This is a genomic window from Telluria aromaticivorans, assembly GCF_013003915.1.
GTDB lineage: Bacteria > Pseudomonadota > Gammaproteobacteria > Burkholderiales > Burkholderiaceae_D > Telluria > Telluria aromaticivorans.
In genome coordinates this window covers 89,107-115,410 of the sequence record NZ_JABAIV010000005.1, presented here as the reverse complement: position 1 = coordinate 115,410, position 26,304 = coordinate 89,107, and the positions used below count along the sequence as shown (strand labels likewise).

Genomic DNA, 26,304 nt, shown 5'->3' with positions numbered 1-26,304 from the left:
TTTCCTTTTAGTTTGCATGGGCAAAAACGCCCGGGCGCACGGTCGACCAAGAGAGGGTGTAACAGGAGGAAATCAAACGGGACCGCCGAACGGCGAACAGGAGAGAAAGACCAACAATAACAACGACTTGATGTAGTGCAGGACGAAAGATACAGGTCTTTGGGCGATTTACCTAATTGTTTCGTATTTAATTTCGCCATGTGCAAATTTTGTTATTCTGCAAAGCCTGTAAGGCGTCTTGCAATCCCTTGCGACGTCGATGCCAACCATGGGTTCATTTGTCGCGGAATACTCAAAGTTTAACGCTGACGTCTGATGCTCGACTTTTTTACCCTTGATAGATATCCTCCAAGCTTCGACAACCCGGCGCCGCCAGCGGCCTTCCTGATGACCCCAAGCGAGCCAGTCCATACTCCCATCACCTCCCTGAGGGCGAAGAAGCGTCCGGCGGTCCGGTACGCGATCCTGGTGCTGGCGCTGTTCTGTTCCCTGCTGGCGGCGGCACAGGCCTGGAGCGCCTGGAGCGCGCGGCAGAGCCGCCTGGCGGAGACGACGGCCGCAACCTCCAACATGGCACGCGCGCTGGCAGCGCAGGCCGAAAGTGCGGTGAGGATCGTCGACACCGTCCTGTCCAGCGTGGCGGAGCATGTCGAGCACAACGGGCTGTCGGCAGCCTCGACTGAGCGGCTGCGCAGCCACATGCGCGACATGGTGGCCAGCACCAAGGAACTGCATGGGCTGTTTGTGTACGGCCCGGATGGAAGCTGGCTGGTGACCTCGCTCGACCAGCCGATCGCCCGCAACAATGCCGACCGCGAGTATTTCCAGTACCACCAGAAGAACAAGGACCGCGGCCTGCACATCGGCACGCCGATCCGCAGCCGTTCGAGCGGGCAATGGATCCTGCCGATTTCGCGCCGGCTCGACAAGCCCGACGGCAGTTTCGCAGGTGTCGCGCTGGGCACGATCCAGATCAATTATTTCGCCGACCTCTACGACAGTTTCGATGTGGGAAAGGAAGGCGTGATCCTGCTCGCACACGACAACGGCGTCGTCATTTACCGCCGTCCTTTCCTCGAAAAGCTGATCGGCCAGAACGTGGCGAGCGGCCCCATCTTCCAGACCTACCGGGCGCAAGGACCGGCCGGCACTGCCATGCTGCGTTCAAAGATCGACGGCGTGGTGCGCCTGTACAGCTACCGGCATCTCGGCAGCCTGCCGCTGCTGGTCGCCACGGCGCAGGCCAAGGACGAGATCCTTGCGGAATGGCAGCAGTCGACCCTGCTCATGGCCGGTGGCACCACCCTGATCGTGGTACTGCTGATAGGCGTGGGCGCGCGGCTGGTGCGCCAAATTATCATCCGCGACCAGCTCGAAGACGAACTCGTCATCGCCAAGGAAGACCTGCAGGAGCGCAACCAGGAATTGACTGTACTGGCAACCAACGACGGGTTGACGGGCATTGCCAACCGGCGCCATTTCGAAGACGTCTTCCGGGTGGAACTCAAACGGGCAGCGCGAACCGGTGCGCCGCTCTCCCTGGTGCTGGTCGACATCGATTTCTTCAAGAAATACAATGACCGCTATGGCCACGTTGCCGGCGACGCCTGCCTGCGCCAGGTGGCCGCCACCCTGCGCGACGGCCTGGCGCGGCCGACCGACCTGGCGGCGCGTTACGGCGGCGAGGAATTCGCGATCCTGTTGCCGGGAACGGGCGCGGTCGGCGCCCGCTACGTGGCCGAGCGCCTGCGGCTGGCCATCTTCGAACTCGGCATCGAGCACGCCGATAATCCGGCCGGCACCGCCACCATCAGCGCAGGGGCCGCGACCTTCCATGCTTCCCCTGGCGAAACCGGCGACCGGATTGCCTTCATCACGCGGGCCGATGTCCTGCTCTACCGTGCAAAGGATACCGGGCGCAACCGCGTCTGCAGCGACCTCGACAACGCCGAATCGGCCGACGCGCCGTCGTTCTGCATATAAAAAAACCGCCTGCGGTGCAGGCGGTTCATTTACTTCTTACATCTTAGTAACGGTTCGGGTTGTTCGGGCGGGCATCGTCGCGGTTGCGGATGCCGTCGCCGTCGCGGTCACGGTCGTTGGCATTGCGGACGCCATCGCCGTCACGGTCACGGCGTGCTACGCGTTCGCCACGCTGCCAGCCGCCACGCTCGAGGTACCAGCCGTTACGGTCCTGGCGCCACTCCGGTTGGGCATACGCATAGCCGCTGCGGGCACGTTCCCAATGGCCACGTTCCCAGGTATGGCGGCGGCCGTTCCAGGCCCAGTAGCCAGGGACCCACACATGGCCGCGGCGTGCTGCCGGGATGGCTTCATGGCGTGGCGCCGGCGGCGCCTTCTGGACGATGATTACTTCGGTGCGGCCCTGTGCCTGGGCCTGGACCGGTGCGAAGGCGGCGGTGCTGATGAGGACAGCTGCGGTAGCGGCAAGAATGGTCTTCATGGTGCTTCTCCTTCTGGTTGTGTTGGGTCTACTATAGCCAGCCTCAACCGCGCACGGGAGAAATGATAGAAGTGCTTACAATCGATACATGTCGCTACGAAAGTGTAACGGTGAGTGTGAATGATCTAACGAACAGTCCGCGGCGCTGCCCGACAAAAAAACAGCCGGCGCAATGGCCGGCTGATTTTTTTACAGATGGAAAAAAACCGGATTAGTCCAGCTTCCATGCGTAGTCGACCTTGGTCCAGGTGGCGGCTGGTGCGCCGTCCTTGGTGCCCGGCTTGAACTTGCACGACGACAGGCCTTTGAGGGCTGCCTTGTCCAGGTTCTTGAAGCCGCTCGACTTTTCAAGCTTCGATTCGTTGACGGTGCCGTCAGCGCCGACCAGGAAGGATGCCGAAGTGGTGCCCTGCTCTTCGTTCATCAGCGATGCTTTCGGGTATTCGACTGCGCACTTCTTCGGGTCGAACGATGCCGGCACTTCAGCGGCGAAAGTTGCGCCGGCTGCGGTGGCCAGGGTCATTGCAGCGATCAGCTTCATGGTCAGGTTTTTCATATAATTTTCCAGTAAGGTTTTGATTAAGGTTGGCAGTCTTTACTGCTTGCCGGCCCGCTGGACCGGCGCTTCGTCTCTCTTAGAATTCTTCCCACTCGTCGTTGCCGGCGGTGGCTGCTGCTTTCTTTGGCCTGGCGGCCGGTGCAGCTGCGGCGTCTTGCGCTGCCGCTGCGGGTTTCTTCACGGCCGGCTTTTTCAGGGCCGGGGCCGGGCGCTTGACGGCTGCCGGACGCACCACCACTGCGGTGCTGGTCACGACTGGCGCCTGTGCTTCGGCCTGCTGCTCGCCTTCGGTCAGCTTGAAGATGCTGACGACGCGGGTCAGTTCGCTGGCCTGGTCCTGCATGCTCTGCGCTGCGGCAGCGGCTTCTTCGACCAGGGCGGCATTCTGCTGGGTCATGCTGTCCATCTCGATGATCGACAGGTTCACCTGTTCGATACCGGCGCTCTGCTCGGCGCTGGCGTTGGCGATTTCGCTCATGATGTCGGTCACGCGTTTCACGCTCGCCACCACTTCGTCCATCGTCACGCCGGCCTGGCCGACCAGCTTGCTGCCGCGTTCGACCTTCTCGACGGAATCACCGATCAGGGTCTTGATTTCTTTTGCTGCCGCAGCCGAACGCTGGGCCAGGTTACGCACTTCCGAAGCCACCACCGCGAAACCGCGGCCTTGCTCACCGGCACGGGCTGCTTCCACAGCGGCGTTCAGCGCCAGGATATTGGTCTGGAAGGCGATGCCATCGATCACGCTGATGATGTCGGCGATCTTGTTGGCCGAGGTGTTGATCTCGCCCATCGTGCCAACCACCTGCGACACCACTTCACCACCCTTGAGCGCCACGTTCGAGGCAGTTGCGGCCAGGGCGTTGGCTTCACGGGCATTGTCCGCGTTCTGCTTGACGGTCGAGGTCAGTTCTTCCATCGCCGAGGCAGTCTTTTCCAGCGAGCTGGCCTGCAGTTCGGTACGCGAGGACAGGTCGATGTTGCCGGCAGCGATTTCACGCGAGGCGGTGCCGATGGTCTCGGTGCCGCGGCGCACTTGCTCGACAATGCCGACCAGGCTGTTGCGCATTTCTTTCATTTCCACCAGCAGGCTGCCACGGTCCGACGCATCGGTCTCGATGGCGATCGACAGGTCGCCATGGGCGATGCTGCTGGCGATGCTGGCGGTGTAGGCTGGTTCGCCGCCGAGCTGCTTGCGCAGGCTGCGGCTGATCACCCAGGCTGCCGCGATGCCCATGGCAACGGCGGTCAGGAGCATGACGATCATGAAGTTACGGGCATTGGCGAAGGCGTCCTGGGCATCGGCCGCGGCTTGCGCATTCTGCTTTTCTTCGAAGGTGGCCAGCTGGTCCAGCGCTTCGGTCCACTTCTTCTGCACCGGGCGCACTTCGCGGATCATGACGCGGGTGGCGTCCATCGCGTTATTGGCCAGGTACAGTTCCGAGGCCTTGGCAATCGCCGGCATCGCTGCGCCTTCGAATTCCTTGACCTGGGCCAGCAGGGTCTTTTCCTTTTCGCTGGCGTGGGCCGCGAAGATCGCCGACAGCTTCTTCTGGGCTTCGTCGTACTTGCGGGTCTGTTCCTTGAACTTGACCATTTCCGGTTCCATGTCGGCCGGGTCGGTCATCAGCGTCAGGACGCGCAGCGCGGCGACGCGTTCGCCGACGTTGTTGCGCATGTCGGTGACGAGGCTGGTCGAAACGTTGTTCACGCTCACCACCTGGTCGAGCCGGTCCTGGATCTGCGACATGCGCAGGATGCCAACACCCGTGACGGCGATCAGCAACACCAGCACCAGCGCAAAGCCGAGTGCAAGGCGGGTACCGACCTTCAAGTTATTCAAAAAAGCCATTCTTGTTCTTCCCTGTATCTAATGATCGAATTCGCCCGGATCGCTGCGCCGTGCGACGCGTCATGTTCGTCCATACGACCGCAACATGTTTCCAACAGGATAAATCAAAAATTCTGCTCGGCAACTCGAAATCGACCGTCGCCTGAAGTTTGTTTCGGCTCAACAACAGAATTGATAATGATCAATGCCGTGGGAGCGAGAGAAATTATCCGATTACTCTTGCCGCTCGGCAAGCTTTAGAGTGCTTGTCTATACAATCCGGGGCAATAGTGTGGCAATTTGCCCACAAGAAACAAAAAAGCGTACCGAAGTACGCCCTTTTGGAGAGAAGGAAGACTGTTCAGGCTAGGCTGGGCATGCGCGCAGCGGCTTCCAGCAGCAGTGCCGGGTCGGCGCCGGCCAGCTTTTTGGAATCGGACAGCGTCTGGCGGAATGCGCGGGCGCCGGGCAAGCCGGTCATGATGCCCAGCATGTGGCGGGTGATGCTGTTGAGCTTGAGGCCATGGCTGCCGTACAGGCGCAGCTGTTCGGCGATATACGGGATCATCGCTTCCAGCACTTGCTGGCGGGTCTTCGGCACGGCTGCGTCGCCGTAGAACAGAATGTCCCAGGTCGCCATCACCCAGGGGTTGTGATACGCCTCGCGGCCCAGCATGACGCCGTCCACATGGGCCAGGTGCTGCGCGATCTCGGCATCGGTCTTCACGCCGCCGTTGATGATGATTTCCAGTCCAGGGAACTCGCGCTTGAGCTGGTAGGCCACTTCGTAGCGCAGCGGCGGGATTTCGCGGTTTTCCTTCGGCGACAGGCCCTTCAGCACGGCATTGCGGGCATGCACGATGAAGGTCGAGCAGCCGGCATCGGCGATCGTGCCGACGAAATCGCGCACGAAACCGTATTCCTCGTTGTAGTCGATGCCGATGCGGTGCTTGACGGTGACGTCGATCGACACCGCATCGCGCATCGCCTTGACGCAGTCGGCCACCAATTGCGGCTCGCCCATCAGGCAGGCGCCGAAAGCGCCCTTCTGCACGCGCTCCGACGGGCAGCCGCAGTTGAGGTTGATTTCCTTGTAGCCCCACTGCTCGCCCAGCTTCGCGCTCTTGGCAAGGTCGGCCGGGTCGCTGCCGCCCAGCTGCAGTGCCACCGGGTGCTCGACGCCGTCGTAGCGCAGGTGGCGCTCGACGTCGCCATACACCAGCGCCCCGGTAGTCACCATCTCGGTGTACAGCCAGGTGTGGCGGGTGATCTGGCGATGGAAGACGCGGCAGTGGCGGTCGGTCCAGTCCATCATCGGGGCGACCGAAAGCCGCCTGCCCGTCGCTGGTGTCGATGGCGAAGCGCCGGGCAAGCCCGCGCCGGCTGCGTCAATGCTGATTGAGGAACTCATGCGTGAAGGTCTGTCCGCCGGGCGTTGGAAAACCCGACATCTTACGGCAAACGCGCAGAATCGGCCAAACCCGGCCAGGCCGCTTCCTTGCTTCCGCTTCACTCTTGCACCACTGCTGCAGGAAACCGAAGCCGCTTTGCCAACAAAGGTAAATTTTTTCGCTGTCACCGCAACAATCTCATCCCCTATAGTGCGGTCCCGATTTACAATCGCGGCTATTGCCGCACAGAAACCGGCCACACTGGACCTACTTTCCGATGACCCTGACTGCCCCCACTCCTGCTCCCGACCAGCTCGACCAGCACCGCCGCGCCGTGCGCCGCAATCCGCGCGACAGCAACGCCCATGCCCTGCTCGGCCTGGCCCTCCTGAAAGGGCACCAGCTCGACGAGGGCGTGGCGAGCCTGCGCCGTGCGCTCGAACTGAACCCGAAAGTGCGTGGCCTGCAGCCGGTGCTGGCCGCGGCCCTGTTCGAACTCGGGCGCAATGAAGAAGCGGTCGCGGCCTATCGCGTCGCGCTGCGTTTCCACGATGACGCCGACCTGCACCAGGGCCTGGCCGCTGCACTCCTGCGCCTTGGCCGGGCGGCCGAGGGCGAAGCCGCCGCGCGCCGCGCAGCCGAACTGGCGCCCGCGCACAGTGCGCCGCTGCTGGTGCTCGCCGGCGTGCTCCATTCGCTCGGGAACAGGGATGAGGCCGCGGTTTGCCTGCGGCGCGTGCTCGCCATCGAACCGGAGCATGTCGACGCGCGTGCCGACCTGGGCAACATCCTGTTCTACCAGCAACGCCATGCGGAAGCGGCCGAATATTTCCGCGCCGTCGTCGCGCAGCAGCCCGGCCACGTGGCCGCGGTCCTGCACCTGGCCCATTGCGACCGCGTCCTGAAGCGCCATGACGCGGCTGTCGAAGGCTTCGAACGCGCCATTGCCCTGGCCCCGGGCAGGCCGGATGTCCTGGTCGACCTGAGCAATGCCTTGCGCGCCCAGGGCAAGCTCGGCGAGGCAGCGGCAACCCTGCGCCGCGCCCTCGAACTGGCGCCGGACAACGTCCAGGTGCTGCATGGCCTGGTCGGGATGTGCTTCAACCTGGGCGAATGGCAGGAAGCGCTGCGCCTGGCCCGGCGCGCGTTCGAGATCGAGCCGTCGCCGGCGGCGCACAGCGTGATGCTGTTCATCCTGAGCCACTGCTGTTTCGATCCGGACGAACTCACCCGCGAACACTTCGCGTTCGGCCAGCGCTGGGAGCCCGCACTGCGCGCACTGCGCCGGCCGCACGCCAACGGGCGCGATCCCGGGCGGCGCCTGCGAGTCGGCTTCGTATCGGGCGACCTGTATGAACATGCCGTGGCCACCTTCGTGGCGCCGGTATTCGAGGCGCTCAAGGATAGCGGGCAAGTGGCGCTCCACGTCTATTACAACAACACGGTCGACGACCGCAAGACCGCGGAGCTGCGCGCCTGCACCGCCGGCTGGCAGGTGATCGCGCACCTGGATGATGCCGCCGCCGAGGAGCTGATCCGCGCGGACGGCATCGACATCCTGATCGACCTGTCTGGCCATTCGGCCCTGAACCGCCTGGCGCTGTTCATGCGCAAGCCCGCCCCGGTGCAGGCCAGCTGGATCGGGTATGCCGGCACCACCGGCATGGAAACGATGGATTACTACGTGTGCGATCCGTTCATGCTGCCGGAAGGCCGCTACGACACCCAGTTCACCGAACAGCTGGCGCGCCTGCCGCTGCTGGCGCCCTTCCTGCCGGACCCGGGCGCGCCGCCGGTGAACGACTTGCCGGCGCTGCGCAACGGCTTCCTGACCTTCGGCAGCTTCCACCGCGCGAGTAAACTCAGCCGCGACGTGATCGCCCAGTGGTCGAAGCTGCTGCATGCCGTGCCCGACTCCAGGATGCTGCTCGGCGGCCTGCAGTCCGGCGTGGACGACGCGCTGGTCGACTGGTTCGCGCAGGAAGGCATCCCGCGCGAGCGCCTGCTGCTGCGCGAGCGCACCCACGTGCACGGCTACCTGAAGCAGCATTACGACGTCGACGTCTGCCTCAGTCCCTTCCCCTACAGCGGCTCGACCACGGTCGGCCACGCCTTGTGGATGGGCGTGCCGACGCTGGCCACGGTCGGGGCGACCAACCCGAGCCATGCCGCGGTGTCGTTCATTTCCCATGTCGGCCTGCGCGACTTCGTGACCGATGACGAAGCCACCTATGTACGCCTCGGCGTGTTCCTGTCGCAGAACATCCCGGCCCTGGCCGCGATGCGCGCCGGGATGCGTGAGCGCTTCGTCAACTCGGTGCTGGGCTATCCGGGCGTGACCGCCGCGGGCCTGGAACATGGCCTGCGCCTGATGTGGCAGCGCTGGTGTGCCGGCGAGGCGCCTGCCCCGCTGCGGGTGCGCCTGTCGGACCTGGCTCCCGCCTAGCCCCTCTCTATAAAGGGGCTTGAGCTGCAACGCCGCCGCCAGGCGGCGTTGTCGTTTGTGCATGCAAGGCCATGGCAGTTCGACATCGTTTCATGGGCTGCCAAGAATATTTTAATAAATTTCCGCACGGCACTTAATGCCGGAGTGAAACCTGTCGCCTTGTACTTGTGAGAGCGAGTGACGCACTCGAAACCGAATTCACGATACCAGGAGCTACCATGCTGAGCCTTCACACCAACAACGCTGCACTGTCCGCACAAAACTCGATCAGCCGCACCCAGAGCTCGCTGTCGACCTCGATGACCCGCCTGTCGACCGGCTACCGCATCAACTCGGCAATGGACGACGCTGCCGGCCTGCAGATCGCATCGCGCCTGAAAGCCCAGACCTCGGGCATGACCGTTGCCATGCGCAACACCCAGAACTCGACCTCGATGCTGCAGACCGCCGAAGGCGCGCTGGACGAAGTCAGCAACATGCTGGTCCGCATGAAAGACCTGGCCACCCAGGCAGCCGATGCTTCGTCGACCGCTGACGACAAGGACGCCATGCAGTCGGAATACGACGCACTGGGTACCGAACTGGGCAACGTGCTCAAGAACACCACCTTCGGCGGCACCAAGCTGCTGGTGGGCGGCACCATCGCTTCGTCGATGACCTTCCAGATCGGCGCCTCGTCGAGCGAAACCATGGCCGTCAACCTGGGCACCGACGTGTCGCAAGTCGTGTCGGACGTGACCGCCGTCACCACCAAGTACGCCACCACCGCCGTCGGCACCGAGCTGACCGCTTCGGCCAACGCCACCATCGGCACCCTGGAAACCGCGCTGGCTTCGGTCAACAAGGTCCGTTCGGGCCTGGGCGCTGCCGCCAACCGCCTGGAACACGTGTACAACAACCTCTCGAACATCAGCACCAACAGCAAGGCCGCTGCCGGCCTGATCATGGACGTCGACTTCGCCACCGAAAGCGCCAACATGACCTCGAGCCAGATGCTGCTGCAAGCCGGCACCGCCATGCTGAAGCAGTCGAACAGCATGTCGTCGATGGTCATGTCGCTCCTGCAGTAATCCAGCTTCTCCGGATTCGTCCGGCGTGGAGTAGCCAAAGGCCAGCCGCAGTTTTCGGTTGGCCTTTCTTTATTCCGTCTTATACTTGTCTCTCCCTCACTTGCTCCCGACCATGGTCAGCATCGTCCCGCTCATTCCCGCGATCCTTCCAGCAGCGCAACCCGTGCGCCACGGCGAGCTCGGGGTCATGCCCGCCGCCATCGCCGCCCTGGCCGAGGCCGAACTGGCCCTGCCGGTGTCGCAACCGCAGGCTGCCGCCGCCAATCCTGCCACCGCCATGGACGACGCGGCCGCGCTGCGCCCGGACCAGGTGTTCCTGGCGCGCCACATGGCCTACCCGGCCCTGGACGGCCGCGCGCTCGCTTCCAGCTGGCGCGCGATGGTGCGCACCTATGGCGACCTGCAGGCGCGCCGCGACCTGCAGGCGCGTGCCGGCGCCATGCCTCCGTTGCAGCTCGCGGCCGGCCAGCAGGGGCAAGTGCTCAACCAGCCGCAGGCCCACCTGCTCGCCGCCGACGCCTGGCGCTTCACCGTCCACGCGGGCAACGCGCTGGCCCACCATCTCGAAGTCGTGGCCGAGCGCGAAGATGCGCCGCCGGGGCGCCGCAAGCGCGCCCGCTTCGGCCTGCGCCTGGAATTGAGCCTGCCGGACGGCACCCGCGTGGTGGTGCAGGTCGAACCGGTGCCGGGCGGGATCGCGCTGGAATTGTGCGCGCAAGGCGCCGGGCCTTTGGCGCGCCTGCGCGCGCTGCGGCCGCAACTCGAGAAAGCCGTGGCCGTATCCGGGCTGCAGGTAGTCCGCTGGCGCTTCCGCGATTCGCTCCCGGCGGGGAATGTGCACGCCGCGATGGCGGCGGGCGACGCCTCGACCGCACTGAGCCTGCCGGTATTCCGCGCACTGGCGGAAATGGCGCTGCTGCTTCCGCGCGAACCGGAGCGCCCCGAAGCGCCGGAAGCGCAGGAAGCGCAGCCCGCCGCGGACGCTGGACGTACAATGGAAAACCTTGCAACAAGCTGAAGCGAGACACACCGTGGCGCATCCCTCCCCTCTCCCGAATCCGTTCAACCCGGGCTATTACCGCAGCGAAGAGCTCAGGCAATTCGGATTCGGGCAGGTCGGCGAGAACGTGATGATCGCCAAAAACGCCACCATCATCGGCCTGGAGAATATCTCGATCGGGAACAACGTCCGCATCGACGGCGGCGTCGTGCTGGCGGCGCATTCCGGTTCCCTGGTGGTGGGCGACTACATCCACATCGGTGGCGGCAGCTATCTCGGCTGCGCCGGCGGCATCACGCTGGGAGACTTCGCCAACCTGTCGCAGGGCGTGCGCATCTATTCGAGCAGCGACGACTATTCGGGCGAGGCGCTGACCAACCCCACGGTTCCCCCCGCCTACCTCAAGCTCACGAAGGCGCCGGTCGCGCTGGGCAGGCATGTCATCGTCGGCTCGGGCAGCGTGATCCTGCCGGGCGCGAACATCGGAGAGGGCAGCGCGGTCGGCGCACTGTCGCTGGTCCTGCGCCCGCTCGAGGCATGGGGGATATACGCGGGCGCGCCGGCCAGGAGGCTGAAAGCGCGCAGCCGCGCCCTGCTGGAACTCGAACAGGCCCTGCTGGCCAATAAGGGCTGCTGAGCGCCGGAACGTCCGTCAGGCCGGCAGGCGGCGCTGGTCGGCAATGAGCCCGGCGATGCGTTCGATATCGGCCTGCGCGAGCTCCGGGTACATCGGCAGGCACAAGACCCTGCTTGACGCGGTGGCGGCGGCCCCGAGGTTGTCGCGCCGTGCCGACGGGAGGCCGCGGTACATCGGGAAATCCGAAATCAGCGGATAGAAGTAACGGCGTGCGAACACGCCCTCCCCCTTCAGCTTCTCGTATAAGGCGTCCCGGCTCAGCGGGTAGTCCGGGCCGACCAGGATCGGGAAGTAGGAGTAGTTCGATGAGTAATTCGAAGAGTCATTTGCGCCCGCGTCGAGCGCCTGCGCATGGCAGTCGATGCCGTCGACGCCGGCCAGCAGGGCGCGGTAGCGCGCATCGATTTCCTTGCGCCGTGCGATCGCCCCGTCGATGCCCTTCAGCTGCAGCATCCCGAACGCAGCATTAATTTCGCTCATCTTGCCGTTGATGCCGGGCGCGACCACCGTCAATTCGTCGACGAAGCCGAAGTTCTTCAGGTGGTCGATGCGCTGCTTGGTGCGGGCGTCGGGACAGATGATCGCGCCGCCTTCGAAGGTATTGAATACCTTGGTCGCGTGGAAGCTCAGCACCGACAAATCGCCATGGCGCAGGATGCTTCCCTTTGCATCGCGTACGCCGAAGGCATGCGCGGCGTCGTAGATCACCTTCAGGTTGTAGTTGTCCGCAATGCGCTGGATCGCCTCGACATCGCATGGGTGGCCGTAGCAATGCACCGGCATGATGGCGGTGGTCTGCGGCGTGATCGCCGCCTCGATCTTCTGCGGATCGAGGTTCAGGGTCACCGGGTCGACGTCGGCGAATACCGGCTTGATCCCGTTCCACAGCAGCGAGTGGGCGGTCGCCACGAAGGAGTACGGCGTGGTGATGACTTCGCCCGTGACCCGCAGGGCCTGCAGCGCGGTCACCAGCGCCAGCGTCCCGTTGGAGAACAGCGAGAGGTATTCCACGCCCAGGTAGTCGCACAGTGCCGCTTCCAGCTGCTGGTGGAAAGGGCCGCCGTTGGTCAGGATCCGGTTTTCCCAGATCTGTTCGAGATAGGGATAGAAATCTTCCAGCGGCGGCATCTGGGGCTGGGTAACGTAGATCGGCTTGCGGTTGCTCATGATGGGTCTGTCCCGATGAATGAAAGCGTCAGGCTGGCTGCGGCTTAACCGACCGTGCCGACGATCGACACGTCGTGGTTTTCCGGGATTTCGTTATACGACAGGACGTGCAGGCCCGGCGCGAACAATCTCGCATAGCGCGCCAGCAGCGGACGCACCTGCGGCAGCACCAGCAGCAGCGGCGGCGTGTGCTGCCCCTTCATCTGCTCGCGCGCCACCGGCATGTTGATCTGCAGTTGCGACAGCAGTTGCGGGTCGATCGGGTAGTTGTCGAGGGCGACCTTGCCGCCGCCGTTCTGGCGCGCCTGGTTCAGGGAACCGAGCAGCATGTTTTCCAGCTCGGCCGACAGGTTAAACGCCGGCATGTCCTTCTTCTTGCCATACATGCTCGAGACGATCTGGCGGCGCAGCGCGCAGCGCACTTCGGCCGCCAGCAGGATCGGGTCCTTGGTGGTTTCCGAGCTGTCCAGCAGCGTGGTGGCGACCACCACGATGTCCTTGAGCGACACGCCTTCACCGAGCAGCACGCGGAACACGCGCAGCAGCTGGGTATGGGTCAGCGCCTTTTCCAGCGCGCCGGCCAGCTTCGGCGACAGCGCAGTGAGGCGCTCGATAATCGCCGGCACGTCTTCGTGGCGGAACAGCTCGTGCAGGTATTCGCGCACCACCTTCGAGGTGTGGGTGGCGATGGCGCTCGGCACCTCGACCACCTGGTAGCCCAGGCCCAGCGCATGGCCCTTCTGGTCCGGCGTGATCCAGGTGATCGCCATGCCGTAGGCCGGCTCGATGCCGGGGATGCCGTCGATCTCGCCGTACACGCTCGGCGACGGGATCGCCATCAGGTGCTCGGGCATGACTTCGGCTTCGGCCACCACGGTGCCCGACAGGCTGATCGCGTATTGCGAAGGGCGCAGCGCCAGGTCGTCGCGCACGCCGATGGACGGCAGCAGCATGCCCATCTGTTCCGACAAACTCTGGCGCACGCCCTTGATGCGCTTGGTCAGCGGCTCGCCCTGGGCGCGGTCGATCATGCCGACCAGCTTGTAGCCGACCGAGACCGAGACCGGCTGCACCACGGGCAGCGCCTGCCAGTCGAGTTCCGGCGCGCGCTCGTCGCGCAGCGCCGCCTCGATCGCGGCCACGTTCTTGGTATCCGGTGGCGCAACGCGCTGGTTCAGGCGCCAGCCGACATAGATCAGGGCGCCCGCGAAGGCGAAGAACGGCAGCTTCGGCATGCCCGGCACCAGCGCCAGCACGATCATCACGCCCGCGGCCGAGTACAGCACCGCCGGCTGGGCCAGCAGCTGGCCGCTGACCTGCTGTTCGAAGTCGCCCGATTCGCCGATGCGGGTTACCAGGATCGCGGCGGCGGCCGACAGCAGCAGCGCCGGGATCTGGCCCACCAGGCCGTCACCGATGGTCAGCAGCGCATAGACCTTGAACGACTCGCCAAGGGGCAGGTCGTGCATCAGCGAGCCGATCGCGATACCGCCGACCAGGTTGATGATCAGGATCAGGATCGAGGCGACCGCATCGCCGCGCACGAATTTCGATGCGCCGTCCATGGCGCCGTAGAAGTCGGCTTCGGCCGCCACGTCCTTGCGGCGGATGACGGCCTGCTCCTGGTTGATCAGGCCCGCATTCAGGTCGGCGTCGATCGCCATCTGCTTGCCCGGCAGCGCGTCGAGGGTGAAGCGCGCCGACACTTCGGAGATGCGCTCCGCGCCCTTGGTCACGACCACGAAGTTGATGATCATGAGGATCACGAACACCACCAGGCCGACCACGAAATTGCCGCCGATGACGACATTGCCGAAGGCCTCGATCACGTGGCCGGCCGCCGCCGTGCCTTCGTGGCCGTTGAGCAGGACCACGCGGGTCGAGGCCACGTTCAGCGCCAGGCGCATCAGCGTGGTGCCCAGGATCACGGTCGGGAATACCGAGAAGTCGAGCGGACGCTTGGCCGTCACCGACACCAGGATCACGATCAGCGCCAGCACGATGTTGAAGGTGAACAGGATGTCCAGCAGCACCGGCGGCAGCGGCAGCATGATCATCGCCAGCAGTGCGATCAGGAAGACCGGGCCGGCGAACTTGTGGCGTCGCAGCTCAATCAGGAAGTTTTTCAGGGCATTCATGCGGGAACCTCGCTCAGGTGAGGTGGAACGACCACCTCGTTGGGGAACCGTGGGGGCGCGGGGCGCCGGCCTGCACGGAACGCATTCAGTTGTAGGACGTAATTCAATACCTGCGATACGGCCTGGTACAGCTGCGCCGGAATCTGCTGCTGCACCTGGCTGGTGTTATAGATCGCGCGCGCCAGCGGCGGCAGCGAAATCGTTTCGATCTTGTGCTCAAGAGCGACGCGGCGGATGTACAGCGCCATCTCGTCGACGCCCTTGGCCACCACGTAGGGCGCCTCGGCGCGGTTGGTATCGTACTTGAGCGCCACCGCGTAGTGCTCCGGGTTGACGATGATGACGTCCGCCGTCGGCACGCTCTTGCGCACGCTGCGCTGGGCCAGCTGGTTCTGCAGCTGGCGGATGCGCTGCTTCACTTCGGGCCGGCCTTCGCTGCTCTTGTGCTCTTCCTTCATCTCCTGCTTGCTCATGCGCTGGTTTTTCGTGAACATGAAGGCCTGCACCGGCACGTCCAGCAGCGCGAAAACGATGAATACGGTCACCAGGGCCATCAGCCCATCGAGCATCAGCGCGCTGCCGCCGGCCAGCGCGTCCGGCAGCGGCATGCGCTGCAGTTCCACATACGCCTTCATGCTCGAGCGGCACACGTGCACCAGCACGAAACCCAGCACCACCGCCTTCGCTGCCGAGGTGACGAATCCCACCCAGTGCTTTTGCGTGAACAGGTTGCCCAGGTTGGTCATGGGGCTGAGGCGGCTGAATTTCGGCGCCATGTTCTTGCCTGAAGCGATGAAGCCGCCCGGGATCATGCCGGCCACGATGATCGCAAACGGGATCACTGCCAGCGGCAGCACCATTTTTATCAAGAGCAGCAAGGCGTCGCTGAACACCACCGACATCGCATTCTCGATCGCGCCCGCCTCGCCCAGCGGAACGTAGACCATCCGGAACAGCAGCCGGAACGACTCCAGGTAACCCGGCAGCATCATGGCGAATATCTTCAGGCTGACCAGGATGCCGACCGCAGTTGATAAGTCGCGCGAACGGACGACCTGGCCCTCGTCGCGCGCTTTCTTGAGCTTTTGCGCTGAGGGCTTTTCGGTCTTGTCGCCACCGGTGCCGCTATCGGCCATGCGCCATCCTCATCTGCTCCTGCAGCATCTCCAGGATCTGGTTGGTCATCGAGACGTAATGCTCGGGAATGAAACGCACCAGCTGCACCAGCATCAGCAGGCCAAAGATCGTCACCAGCGAGAAGCCCAGCGAAAACAAATTTAAACTCGGCGCAACCCGGTTCAGGAAACCGAAGCCAATCTGCACCACCATGGTAGAAAACACGATCGGCAGCGCCAGCAGAATCGCCGCCGAAAACACCCAGGCCAGGTTCAGCGCCACCACTTCCAGCAGCATCGGGCCAAAGCCGGCGCCCACCGGCCAGGCCTTGAAGCTCTGGCCGACCACGCCCATCAGCACCAGGTGGCCGTCGATCCCGAAGAACACCAGGATCGCCAGCAGTGACAGCAGGCCCGAAATGACGTCGGACGCCTGGCCGTTGACCGGGTCGTTCATCTGCGCCATCGAGAAGCCCACCTGGCTCGAGGCCAGGAAGCCCAGCATCGTGACCACCGCCATCGCGAACTGCAGCGCCAGGCCGATCACGCCGCCGATGATGGCCTGCTCGACCATCGCGAGCACGCCGGCCAGCGAGAACGGGTCGGGCATCGTCCCGGCTTTGGTCATCGGCAGCATCATGAAGCTCAGGGCCACCGACAGCAGCGCGCGCACCGGCACCGGGACCGAGCCCTCGCCCAGCACCGGGGCGGTCGAGAGCATGGCCATGATGCGGCAGAACGGCCACCACAGCGCGCCGATCAGGGGCATCAGGAAACTGACCAGCTCCATCGGGTACCGGCCCTGCCCTAGCTTGCGAGCGTGGCGGCGCGCTGGAACACCGACACGCAATAGTCCATCAGCGTGGTGGTCATCCAGTGGCCGGCCAGGATCACGGCCAGCAGCGTCACGAGCAGGCGTGGCAGGAAGCTCAGGGTCTGTTCGTTGATCTGGGTGGCGGCCTGGAACAGCGCCACGATCAGGCCCATGACCAGGCCCGGCACCACCAGCACCAGCACCAGCAGCATCACGACCTGCAGGGCTTCGACCACCAGGTCGACAGCGATATCAGGACTCATCTCGGGCAGTCTCTTGTTCTATCTAATAACCGTGGATACTGCCGACCAGCGTGTTCACGGTCAGGGTCCAGCCGTCCACCAGCACGAACAGCAGCAGTTTGAAGGGCAGCGAAATCACCAGCGGCGACAGCATCATCATGCCCATCGCCATCAGCACCGACGATACCACCAGGTCGATGATCAGGAAGGGAATGAACAGCATGGCGCCGATCTGGAAGGCGGTCTTCAGCTCGGACAGTACGAAGGCCGCGAGCTTGGTGGTGAAGCCACGCTGCTGGGGCGCCAGGTTGGCCGGTTCGCCCGCCAGGTGCGCGACTTGCGCCAGCGAGGCCTTGCTGGTCTGGGCCAGCATGAAGCGCGAGACCGGCGCTTCCGCGATGCGCAGGGCTTCCTCCAGGCTGATCTTGTCGCGGTCGTAGGGCAGGAAGGCGTCGCGCCACACGGCCTCGCCCACCGGGCGCATCACCAGGATGGTCAGGATCAGCGCAATGCCGGTGATGATGCGGCTCGGCAGGCCCTGCTGCAGGCCGAGGGCCTGGCGCAGCAGCGACAGCACGATCACGAAACGGGTGAAGCTGGTCATCATCATGACCATCACGGGCAGCAGCCCGAGCAGGGTCATCAGGACCAGGATCTGCGACTTGACCGTCATGCCCTGGGTCGAGCCGGGAATGACGCCCGGCAGGATGCTCGGCTGCTGCTGGGCCGCGGCAGGCAGCGCACAGGTGAGCAATGCGAGAAGCAGCACGCCGGCCAGAACCGGCACTGCACGGCGCAGCAGCGGCAGCTGCGCGCCGCGGACAGGCGACATCATTTAGTCAGCGCGTCCAGGTTCAGGCCATCCAGGTCGATGACCTTCAGTCCGTACTGCTCGCCGGCGACGACGACTTCGGCGCGGCCGATCGGCGCACCGTTGACCTTGATGATCAGCGGCTCGCCGGCCAGCGCGTCGAGCGGCACCACCGAGGATGGGCCGATCGACATCAGTTCCTGCAGCGAGATGCGGGCCGAGCCGACTTCGAGGGTCAGCGTCACCGGGATGCGGCGCATCATCTGCGGCAGCTGGCGCGCGGCGTTCTTGCCGGCGACGGCGGTGGCGGCATCGACGCCGTCGAGGTCGTCGATGATCACGTCGGAGCCAGTCAGTTGCTCATTCAAATTCATATCCATTACTCGGCATCTTCAAAAGAGGTTAAACAGAGCTTGCCCTTGTGTTCGGCCACGGCGGCCGTGAACAGGCGCGATTCGTCCAGCAGCACGTCGGCACGTCCGACCGATACCGGGATGACGTCGCCGACCTTCAGCTCGAACAGCGCGGCCAGCGTGATTTCCTTGCTGGCCAGGCGCCCGTCGAGCTTGACGAACAGCCCGGTAGCCAGGGGCTCCGAGCTGCGCGCCGTGCGCGTGCTGCTGCGCTCGTCCATCAGTCCCTGCAGCACATGCGCCATCAGTTCCTGGTCGAGGCCGATCCAGCAATGGCTGTCGGCCTGGCCCTGGACTTGCCCATGTGCGCAGCGCAGGTCCACGCGGATGACCCAGCCGGCCTTGCCCGGGGCGCTGGCCGCGGCAGGTGCGCCGAGGGTCAATGGATCCACCGAGGATACCGCGTCGAGGCCCGCCGCACCAGCGTCGGCGAGGGCATCGGCGACGCAGGCATGCAGTTGTTCCGCCAGCTGGGCGGCCAGGGTCGCGGCCAGGCGCTCTTCGGTGGCGGTGACGCGCTCGGCAGACGTATCGCGCGGTGTGCCCGGGGTGCCAGTTTGCGGTGCGTTCTTGCGGCCGTAGCGCCCTTCCAGGAGTCCCAGTAGCAGGCTGCGTTCGAATGCGACCGCGGCAGTGCCCAGCGGACCGTCGACTGCCAGCCAACGCAGGCTCGCTTCTTCGGGTGCGCGCTCGAACGACAGGTTCGCCAGCCGGTACGCGCCCCAATAGCGGCGCCCGCCCGGCCCGGCCATGGCCGTGCCCAGGACATCGGCGAAGCGGCGCGCAAATTTTGGCAGCAGGTGCACAGGGCGTCCCAGCAGGCTGGGATCGAGTACCTGGTAGTCGCCCTGGGTGGCCCGCGGTCGGTCTGGAGGATTCATCGGCATGTTAATTAATGACTGGGTAACGGTGAATGTGTTTTTTTCATTCTCCTAGGCAACAATTATACATGGAGATTTGAAGCCGGTACTTTGACATTCACCTTTGATTTCCTACTTGCCGTACGGTAAGATCATATCTATTGCATCGCTTCACCCGGCCCCGCCCCATACGTACAGAGGTAAGTGCAGGCACCAGGGTCAAGAATAAAACGGCCGTTCGTAGATCATTATTTAACAATCGAGGCTTTGATCCGCGCCTCTCGTCGGCAAAATAAGACACATTTTGTCGCTCCCGAACAACACGTACTCGTTAATTGGAATGACGCATGGGAACTGAACTTGCCGGTCTGATCAAAGCTGACCTTGCCGCACTCACCAACGAAGCCAACCGCCTCGCGATCGCCCCCGCCGCCGACCTGTCGGCCCAGGGTGCATTTAACAATTCGCCAAGCGAGTTTTCATTTACCCAAACGATGAAGAACGCCATCGCCAGCGTGGACGGTGAAGACCGCGCCGCCGGCGAACGCATGGCCGCGGTCGACGCCGGCAAGAGCGACGACCTGGTCGGCGCCATGCTGGCCAGCCAGCAGGCCAGCCTGTCGTTCTCGATGCTCATGCAGGTCCGCAACAAGGTCATGGGCGCCGTCGACGAACTGATCAAGCTCCCGGTTTGATCTTCCTTCATAAAGAGACGCATCTGTGATTTCCTCCCTCAAGGCCGCCGTCGCCGGCAAGCTGTCGCTGCCGTCGCTGCCGCCGGCATTGCGCAACAACTTCACCCTGCTGCTGGGCCTGGCGGTTGCCATCACGGCCGCCGTCATGATGGTTTCGTGGCAGGACCAGTCCAACTACAAGCCGGTCTTCGGCGCGCGTGAAAAGGTCGCCGCCAGCGACATGATGACCGTGCTCGAAGCCGAAGCCATTCCCTACCGCATCCATCCGGACAGCGGCCAGGTGATGGTGCCGTCCGGCGAACTGGGTAAGGTGCGCATGCTGCTGGCCGCCAAGGGCGTGACCGCCCAGCTGCCGGCCGGCCTGGAACTGATGGACCGCAACGACCCGCTCGGCGTGTCCTCGTTCGTGCAGGACGTGCGCTTCCGCCGCGGCCTGGAAGGCGAGCTGGCGCAGAGCATGCTGACCATGGACGCGATCGCCTCGGCCCGCGTGCACCTGGCCATCGCCAAGTCGAGCTCCTTCGTGGCCGGCGCCGGCGACCAGTCGTCCGCCTCGGTGGTGGTGGCGGTCAAGCCGGGCCGCTCGCTGTCGAACGAGCAGATCGCCGCGATCGTCAACATGGTCTCGAGCAGCGTCGCCAACCTGCAGCCCGCCCGCGTGTCGCTGGTCGACCAGGCCGGCAACTACCTGTCCTCGCGCGTCGACCTCGCCGACGGCTTCGACGGCCAGTCGCAGGGCGACGGCGCCGCCAAGCGCTATACCGACACGGTGCGCACCAACGTGAACGAACTGCTGGCGCCGGTGCTGGGCGCGAACAACTACAAGGTCAGCGTCACCGCCGACGTCGACAACGACAAGATCGAAGAAACCCAGGAAAAATACGGCGAAGCGCCGAAGGTCACCAGCGAAGCGATGCGCGAAGAGATGGAACGCAGCCGCATGGCCCTGGGCGTGCCGGGCACGCTGTCGAACCGTCCGCCGCAGGTGGCCGACCCGGCCGCAGCGCAGGCCGATGCACAGAATCCTGACGCCGCCGACAAGGACAATGGCAGCGCACGCAAGAACGCCACCACCCGCCAGTACGCCTACGACCGCGCGATCACCCAGATCAAACGCTCGCGCGGCCGCCTGAAGAAGCTGTCGGTGGCGGTGGTGCTGAACAATGCCAGCGCCGCCAATGCCAAGATCGGCTATACCCCGGTCGAACTGGCCAATATCGAGAAGATCCTGCGCGGCGGCCTCGGCATCGATGCCGTACGCGGCGACGTGCTGACCGTGTCCTCCTTGAGCTTCCCGGCCGCCCCGGTGGCCCAGGAATGGTGGCAGGAACGCGACAACGTGGTCGACATGACCGGTTACGGCATGTATGCCCTGGGCGCCCTGCTCGCCTACTTCCTGCTGGCCCGTCCGCTGCTGCGCGCGGTGACCACCCGCCTGGCACCGCAGCCGCCGATGGTTCCGGCACCGCCTGCCCTGCCTGGCATGCCGGGTGGCGCGGCAAGCGCCGCCGGCACCGCGGTCCTGCCGGCGGGCGCACCGGCCGCTCTTGGAGCGCCCGACGCCGCGGCCCCTGGCACGATGCCGGTGGTCCCGCTGTTAGAGAACTACGACCTCCCGCCAGCCGGTTCGGCTGTGGACGTGATGGTCGATCACCTGAAGGTCCTCGCCAGCAAAGAGCCTGAGCGCGTCGCCGAAGTCGTCAAACAATGGGTACAGAAAAAACATGGCCGAGCTGAATAACCCTGAAGGCGCCGAAGGCGCACTGTCCCCGGTCGAGCAGGCCGCCATCGTGCTGCTGTCGATCGGCGAAGAAGGCGCGGCCGCCGTGCTGCGCTGCCTCGAGCGCGACGAGTTGCTGGAGCTGACCCAGGTCATGTCGCGCATGAGCGGCATCAAGGTCGATACCGTCAAGACCGCGGTCCAGAACTTCTTCGACGACTACCGCCAGCAAAGCGGCCTGCATGGCGCCTCGCGCAGCTACCTGAAGCGTTCGCTCGACCTGGCGCTGGGTAACGACATCGCCAACAGCGTGCTGAACACGATCTATGGCGACGCGATCCGCCCGATGATGGCGCGCCTGCAGTACGCCTCGCCGAAATGGCTGGCCGAGTTCATCTCGCACGAACACGTGCAGATGCAGGCCGTGTTCCTGGCCTTCCTGCCGCCCGCGATGGCCTCGCAGATCCTGGAAGCGCTGCCGCTGGACGGCCGCGAACTGGTGCTGCTGAACATGGCGCGCCTGGACGAGATCGACCGCGACGTGCTGCACGAGTTAGAGGAGCTGGTGAACCGCTGCCTGGCCGCCCTGGATACCCAGAGCGCCAGCGTGGAAGGCGTGCGCCAGGTCGCCGAGATCCTGAACCGCCTGCAGGACAACCGTGCCGGGATGGTCGAGCTGCTGCGCGCCCACGATCCGGACGTGGTGTCGCAGATCGAGATGTCGATGTACGACTTCTTCATCCTGTCGCGCCAGACCGAGCAGGTCATCACCCGCCTGCTCGACGAAGTGCCGCTGGAGCAGTGGGCGGTTGCGCTCAAGGGCGCCGAGCCGGCCCTGCGCGATGCGGTCCTGTCCGCGATGCCGAAGCGCCAGGCGCAGAGCTTCGAAGACCTGATGCGCCGTTCGGGCCCGGTCCCGATGTCGCGCATCGAACAGACCCGCCGCGAGATCATGGCCACCGTCAAGGGCCTGGCCGACGCCGGCGAAATCGACATCCAGCTGTTTGCCGAGGCTACCGCCGAATGAAGCAATTCCGGGCTTACCACTTCCCTCCGCTGCACCAGTTCCCCGGGGCCCAGCGCCCCGGCGCGCCCGGCCCTGCAGGCAGCCCTGCCGCGTCGGCCGAAGAATGGCAAAGTGCGCTGGCCGACGGCTACCGCCAGGGCCAGCGCGAAGGCTATGAAGCAGGCCTGGACCAGGGCCGCGCCGACGGCTATCCGGTCGGCCAGAGCGAAGGCCTGCAGCGCGGCATCGAAGAAGGCCGCGACATGGCATTGACCGGCTTCGAGGAGCTGTCCAAGCCGGTCGACGCGATGCTCAAAGCCCTGAAGAAGCTCAAGCTTGAGATGCGCGCCGCCCAGCGCAAGGAAGTGGTCGACCTGGTCGGCAAGATCGCGCGCCAGGTGATCCGCGCCGAACTGGCGCTGCAGCCGGTGCAGCTGCTGGCGCTGGTGGAAGAAGCGCTGTCGGTGATGCCGCCGTCGCGCGACCAGGTCGAGGTGTTCCTGAATCCGGAAGAACTGCGCCGCGTGCTCGAGCTGGATCCGAAGCGCGCCAAGAAATGGACCCTGCTGCCCGACCCGGCGCTCGAACCCGGCGAATGCCGCGTGCGCTCGGGCGACAATGAAGTCGACGCCGGCTGCCAGGGCCGCCTGTCGGCCGTGATGGACCAGGTGCGCGACCAGCTCGGCGACGACGAGGACGGCGAATGACGGCCCTCGCCTCGCGCCTGCGCGCGGTCGAACTCGGCGCGGTGCCGGTCGCCACCCCGACCGGGCGCCTGGTCGGCGCCCAGGGCCTGCTGCTGGAATCGGTCGGCTGCCCGCTGCACACCGGCCAGCGCTGCCGCATCGAGACCGTCGATGGCGGCTGGCTCGACGCGCAGGTGGTCGGTTTCAAGGAAAAAGTCTCCTACCTGATGCCATTCAAGAAGGCCACGGGGCTTGCGACCGGCGCGCGGGTGCTGCCCGCCCCGGTGCAGGCCGACCTGATGATCGGCCCGTCCTGGATGGGCCGCATGGTCAACGGCCTGGGCGAACCGATCGACGGCCTGGGCAAGCTCGGTGGCGACCAGCCGCTGTCGACCATCCCCCCCAAGGTCAATCCTTTAAAGAAGGCCCCGGTCGAGGAGCCGCTCGACGTCGGCGTGCGCGCGATCAATTCGATGCTCACCATCGGCAAGGGCCAGCGGGTCGGCCTGATGGCCGGTTCCGGCGTCGGCAAGTCGGTGCTGCTTGGCCTGATCACGCGCCAGACCGTTGCCGACGTGATCGTGGTCGGCCTGATCGGCGAACGTAACCGCGAGGTGCGCGAATTCGTCGAGAAATCGCTCGGCCCTGAAGGGCTGAAACGCGCCGTCCTGGTGGTGGCGCCGGCCGACGAGTCGCCGATGATGCGCGTGATGGCGACCGAGATGTGCCACTCGATCGCGGCCCACTTCCGCGACCGCGGCCAGAACGTGCTGCTGCTGTGCGATTCGCTGACCCGCTACGCCATGGCGCTGCGCGAAGTGGCGCTGTCGCTGGGCGAGCCGCCTGCCACGCGCGGCTATCCGCCGTCGGTGTTCTCGAACATGCCGCAGCTGGTGGAATCGGCCGGCAACGGCGAGAACCCGAAAGGCAGCATGAGCGCGATCTATACCGTGCTGGCCGAAGGCGACGACCAGCAGGACCCGGTGGTCGACTCGGCGCGCGCGATTTTGGATGGCCACATCGTGCTGACGCGCGAACTGGCCGAACGCGGGCACTACCCGGCGATCGACGTCGCCCAGTCGATCTCGCGCTGCATGGCGCAGGTGGTCGGCCCGGAACACGCGCTGGCAGCGCGCAAGCTCAAGGCCTCGCTGGCGCGCCATGCGCGCGTGCGCGACCTGATCCCGCTCGGCGCCTATGTGCCCGGCGCCGATCCGGAAACCGACAAGGCGGTGCGCCTGCACCCGCATATCGAAGCCTTCCTGTGCCAGGGCACGCGTGAAGAAGCCCCCATGCCGGGCAGCGTCGAACAGTTGAAAGCGATGATGGCATGAGCAAGAAAAACACGATCGACAGCCTCGGCACGCTGGTGCGGCTGCGCAGCCTTGACGTGGACCGCCTGCAGGCCGATATGACCACGCAGGAAGCGACCCGCACGCGCTACCAGAACAATCTCGCGCGCATGGATTCGCTGACCGTGAGCAGCGGCGCCACGGGTGCACTGCCGCCCGTACTGGCGCTGAACTGCGGCGCCTACAAGCAAAACGTGATGGCGATGGCCGACCTGCACCGCACCGACCTGGCGCTGCACGAGGCGAACATGGCGGTATCGCAGCGCAACCTGACCACCGCCTGGACCAAGCGCGAGCTGCTGGGCAAGGTGCTCGAGCAGCAGGAAACCCAGCTGGCGCGCGCGCAGGACCGCGTCGTGCGCAAGCGTGAAGACGACATCGCCACCCAATCGTGGATGGCGGGACGGACCGCTTGAGAACCAAGCGACCAGCAGCACCAGATCAGCAGTACCACAGCAAGTAGAGTCAGGAGAAACGACATGGCATCCGCAATCACCGCACCGAGCTACGACCCGATCACCACCGCTAACTCGCTGGCGGACAAGTACGTCATGGCGCGCCAGAAGATCATCGACGCCCAGAGCGCCGCGGCGAAGGCCACCGAAAAAGGGCTGACCGACCTGGGCTCGGCGATGACCGCGTTCCAGACCAGCCTGGCCGCGCTCACTGGCCTGAACAAGAACCTTTATGCGCAGTCGGCCACCTTCAGCGACACCACGGTGGGCAGCGCCACCGCCGGCGCCACCGCGGCCCCGGGCAACTACTCGTTCTTCGTCGCCAAGCTCGCCACCGCCAGCCAGGTGTCTTACGCCGGCCTGACCGACAACGCGGGCGTGTCCGGTACCCTGAACATCAACATGGGCGGTTCGCTCGCCTTTGCCGTCAACCTGAACGCGGCGGACACCGACGGCGACCTGACGCTGAGCACGCGCGAACTGGCGGCGGCAATCAACAGCGCCACCGGCAACACCTCGATGGTCACCGCCTCGATCGTCACCACCGGCGCCACCTCGGAGCTGGTGCTGACCGCCAAGAACACAGGCCTGGACAGCGCCATCACGATCGACACCACCGGCATCAGCGGCGCGTCCAGCCTGGCCTCGGCCAACGCCGATCCGCTGCGCAGGCGCACCCTGGTGGTGGCGCAGGACGCCGAGATCCGCATCGGCTCCGAGAGCGGCACCCCGATCACCCAGGCCAGCAATACCTTCACCAATATCGCCGGCGTGAAGATGACCTTCACCAAGGCCCAGGCCCCCGGCAGTGCGCCGGTCGCGATCGCGGTCGGTGCCGACAGCAAGAACACCATCGCCAACGTGCAGGCCTTTGTCGATGCCTACAACAAGCTCAAGGGCGTGCTGAACAAGCTGACCGACTCGGGCGACCCGTCCAAGGGTGCGGCCGGCGGCTCGTTCGCCCACGACGGTGGCATCCGCGCGCTGAACGACCGCCTGGTCACCCTGCTGCGCCCGACGACGGTCGGCGATACGCTGGCCTCGTTCGGCATCATCGCAACCAAGGACGGTACCCTCGAACTGAATTCCGAGCGCCTGCAGCGCCAGCTGGCCCTCAAGCCGACCGGCCTGGATACCCTGATCGGTTCCAGCTCGGTTTCAAGCCCGAGCGGCATTGCCGGCGCGCTCGACAAATTCATCAAGGGCTGGAGCAATACCGCCGACGGACAGATCAAGCAACGCAAGGAGCAGACCAGCAACCTGCAGTCGACGCTGGCCGACCGCCAGGCCTTCCTCGAGCAGCAGCACGAGGCAGCCTACAACCGCTACCTGCGCCAATTCACGGCCCTGCAGTCGCTGCAAGGCGCCATGACCAACAACCTGTCGATGTTCGATGCCCTGTTCGGCAACAACAAAGACTAAGCGCGATTGC

At 65.0% G+C, this 26,304-nt stretch carries 24 protein-coding genes; 12 read left to right on the top strand and 12 right to left on the bottom strand.

The genetic code is table 11. The features are described 5' to 3' along the window. Positions 1-315: 315 nt before the first annotated feature. Positions 316-1,983, top strand: a complete 1,668-nt coding sequence (locus HGB41_RS15220; protein WP_229423054.1) for a sensor domain-containing diguanylate cyclase — start codon at positions 316-318, stop codon at positions 1,981-1,983. 43 nt (positions 1,984-2,026) lie between these two features. Here the strand turns inward: HGB41_RS15220 and HGB41_RS15215 are convergent, their stop codons facing one another. From HGB41_RS15215 to dusA, 4 genes are all read right to left on the bottom strand, one after another. Next, positions 2,027-2,464: a YXWGXW repeat-containing protein gene (locus HGB41_RS15215; protein ID WP_171085895.1), complete on the bottom strand. Its 438-nt coding sequence runs from the start codon at positions 2,462-2,464 to the stop codon at positions 2,027-2,029. A 211-nt stretch (positions 2,465-2,675) separates the two neighbouring features. Further along, positions 2,676-3,020, bottom strand: coding sequence for an energy transducer TonB (locus HGB41_RS15210; protein WP_171085894.1), 345 nt, complete (start codon positions 3,018-3,020; stop codon positions 2,676-2,678). Positions 3,021-3,099: 79 nt separating this feature from the next. Then, positions 3,100-4,875: a methyl-accepting chemotaxis protein gene (locus HGB41_RS15205; protein WP_229423053.1), complete on the bottom strand. Its 1,776-nt coding sequence runs from the start codon at positions 4,873-4,875 to the stop codon at positions 3,100-3,102. 340 nt (positions 4,876-5,215) lie between these two features. Then, complete coding sequence (gene dusA, locus HGB41_RS15200; protein ID WP_267874200.1) at positions 5,216-6,265, bottom strand: tRNA dihydrouridine(20/20a) synthase DusA; 1,050 nt, start codon at positions 6,263-6,265, stop codon at positions 5,216-5,218. Positions 6,266-6,522: 257 nt separating this feature from the next. On the opposite strand from dusA, the gene HGB41_RS15195 reads away from it, so the two are divergent. From HGB41_RS15195 to HGB41_RS15180, 4 genes are all read left to right on the top strand, one after another. Continuing rightward, a complete protein-coding gene (locus tag HGB41_RS15195; protein WP_171085892.1) occupies positions 6,523-8,691 on the top strand; it encodes an O-linked N-acetylglucosamine transferase, SPINDLY family protein in 2,169 nt (722 codons plus the stop codon). Between the two features lie 218 nt (positions 8,692-8,909). Beyond that, positions 8,910-9,761, top strand: coding sequence for a flagellin N-terminal helical domain-containing protein (locus HGB41_RS15190; protein WP_171085890.1), 852 nt, complete (start codon positions 8,910-8,912; stop codon positions 9,759-9,761). A 112-nt stretch (positions 9,762-9,873) separates the two neighbouring features. Next, complete coding sequence (locus HGB41_RS15185) at positions 9,874-10,779, top strand: hypothetical protein (protein WP_212760970.1); 906 nt, start codon at positions 9,874-9,876, stop codon at positions 10,777-10,779. 13 nt (positions 10,780-10,792) lie between these two features. Further along, positions 10,793-11,398: an acyltransferase gene (locus HGB41_RS15180; protein WP_229423052.1), complete on the top strand. Its 606-nt coding sequence runs from the start codon at positions 10,793-10,795 to the stop codon at positions 11,396-11,398. A gap of 15 nt (positions 11,399-11,413) precedes the next feature. Here the strand turns inward: HGB41_RS15180 and HGB41_RS15175 are convergent, their stop codons facing one another. Genes HGB41_RS15175 through HGB41_RS15140 form a run of 8 tightly spaced genes read right to left on the bottom strand, consistent with a single transcriptional unit; the run spans position 11,414 to position 18,979 of the window. Then, positions 11,414-12,565 (bottom strand): DegT/DnrJ/EryC1/StrS family aminotransferase, encoded by a 1,152-nt coding sequence (locus tag HGB41_RS15175; protein WP_171085888.1) that lies wholly within the window; start codon positions 12,563-12,565, stop codon positions 11,414-11,416. A 44-nt stretch (positions 12,566-12,609) separates the two neighbouring features. Next, positions 12,610-14,703: a flagellar biosynthesis protein FlhA gene (locus tag HGB41_RS15170; protein ID WP_171085886.1), complete on the bottom strand. Its 2,094-nt coding sequence runs from the start codon at positions 14,701-14,703 to the stop codon at positions 12,610-12,612. Continuing rightward, positions 14,700-15,839 (bottom strand): flagellar type III secretion system protein FlhB, encoded by a 1,140-nt coding sequence (flhB, locus tag HGB41_RS15165; protein ID WP_171085884.1) that lies wholly within the window; start codon positions 15,837-15,839, stop codon positions 14,700-14,702. The genes HGB41_RS15170 and flhB overlap by 4 nt, the downstream gene beginning before the upstream one ends. Continuing rightward, positions 15,829-16,608 (bottom strand): flagellar biosynthetic protein FliR, encoded by a 780-nt coding sequence (gene fliR, locus HGB41_RS15160; protein WP_171085882.1) that lies wholly within the window; start codon positions 16,606-16,608, stop codon positions 15,829-15,831. The genes flhB and fliR overlap by 11 nt, the downstream gene beginning before the upstream one ends. Positions 16,609-16,625: 17 nt before the next feature. Continuing rightward, entirely contained in the window at positions 16,626-16,895 is a 270-nt protein-coding gene (fliQ, locus tag HGB41_RS15155) for a flagellar biosynthesis protein FliQ (protein ID WP_171085879.1), read from the bottom strand. 22 nt (positions 16,896-16,917) lie between these two features. Beyond that, a complete protein-coding gene (gene fliP, locus HGB41_RS15150; protein ID WP_229423051.1) occupies positions 16,918-17,709 on the bottom strand; it encodes a flagellar type III secretion system pore protein FliP in 792 nt (263 codons plus the stop codon). Next, positions 17,706-18,065: a FliM/FliN family flagellar motor switch protein gene (locus tag HGB41_RS15145; protein WP_171085877.1), complete on the bottom strand. Its 360-nt coding sequence runs from the start codon at positions 18,063-18,065 to the stop codon at positions 17,706-17,708. Before HGB41_RS15145 ends, fliP begins: the two co-directional genes overlap by 4 nt. Then, positions 18,065-18,979 carry a FliM/FliN family flagellar motor C-terminal domain-containing protein gene (locus HGB41_RS15140; protein WP_229423050.1) on the bottom strand — a complete coding sequence of 305 codons (915 nt, stop codon included), beginning with the start codon at positions 18,977-18,979 and terminating at the stop codon, positions 18,065-18,067. Before HGB41_RS15140 ends, HGB41_RS15145 begins: the two co-directional genes overlap by 1 nt. A 326-nt stretch (positions 18,980-19,305) precedes the next feature. On the opposite strand from HGB41_RS15140, the gene fliE reads away from it, so the two are divergent. The 7 genes from fliE (at position 19,306) to fliD (ending at position 26,294) form a co-directional block, all read left to right on the top strand. Continuing rightward, positions 19,306-19,653: a flagellar hook-basal body complex protein FliE gene (gene fliE, locus HGB41_RS15135; protein WP_171085868.1), complete on the top strand. Its 348-nt coding sequence runs from the start codon at positions 19,306-19,308 to the stop codon at positions 19,651-19,653. A 25-nt stretch (positions 19,654-19,678) separates the two neighbouring features. Next, complete coding sequence (gene fliF / locus HGB41_RS15130) at positions 19,679-21,394, top strand: flagellar basal-body MS-ring/collar protein FliF (RefSeq protein WP_171085866.1); 1,716 nt, start codon at positions 19,679-19,681, stop codon at positions 21,392-21,394. After that, positions 21,378-22,400, top strand: a complete 1,023-nt coding sequence (locus HGB41_RS15125; RefSeq protein ID WP_171085864.1) for a flagellar motor switch protein FliG — start codon at positions 21,378-21,380, stop codon at positions 22,398-22,400. The genes fliF and HGB41_RS15125 overlap by 17 nt, the downstream gene beginning before the upstream one ends. Continuing rightward, positions 22,397-23,086, top strand: coding sequence for a flagellar assembly protein FliH (fliH, locus tag HGB41_RS15120; RefSeq protein ID WP_171085862.1), 690 nt, complete (start codon positions 22,397-22,399; stop codon positions 23,084-23,086). Before HGB41_RS15125 ends, fliH begins: the two co-directional genes overlap by 4 nt. Continuing rightward, on the top strand, positions 23,083-24,399 hold the full coding sequence (gene fliI / locus HGB41_RS15115) for a flagellar protein export ATPase FliI (protein ID WP_171085860.1): 1,317 nt from the start codon (positions 23,083-23,085) through the stop codon (positions 24,397-24,399). The genes fliH and fliI overlap by 4 nt, the downstream gene beginning before the upstream one ends. After that, the gene (locus tag HGB41_RS15110; RefSeq protein ID WP_171085858.1) at positions 24,396-24,833 is read left to right on the top strand and encodes a flagellar FliJ family protein; all 438 of its coding nucleotides are present in this window, start codon (positions 24,396-24,398) and stop codon (positions 24,831-24,833) included. Before fliI ends, HGB41_RS15110 begins: the two co-directional genes overlap by 4 nt. 63 nt (positions 24,834-24,896) lie before the next feature. Further along, complete coding sequence (fliD, locus tag HGB41_RS15105; protein WP_171085856.1) at positions 24,897-26,294, top strand: flagellar filament capping protein FliD; 1,398 nt, start codon at positions 24,897-24,899, stop codon at positions 26,292-26,294. Positions 26,295-26,304 lie beyond the last annotated feature (10 nt).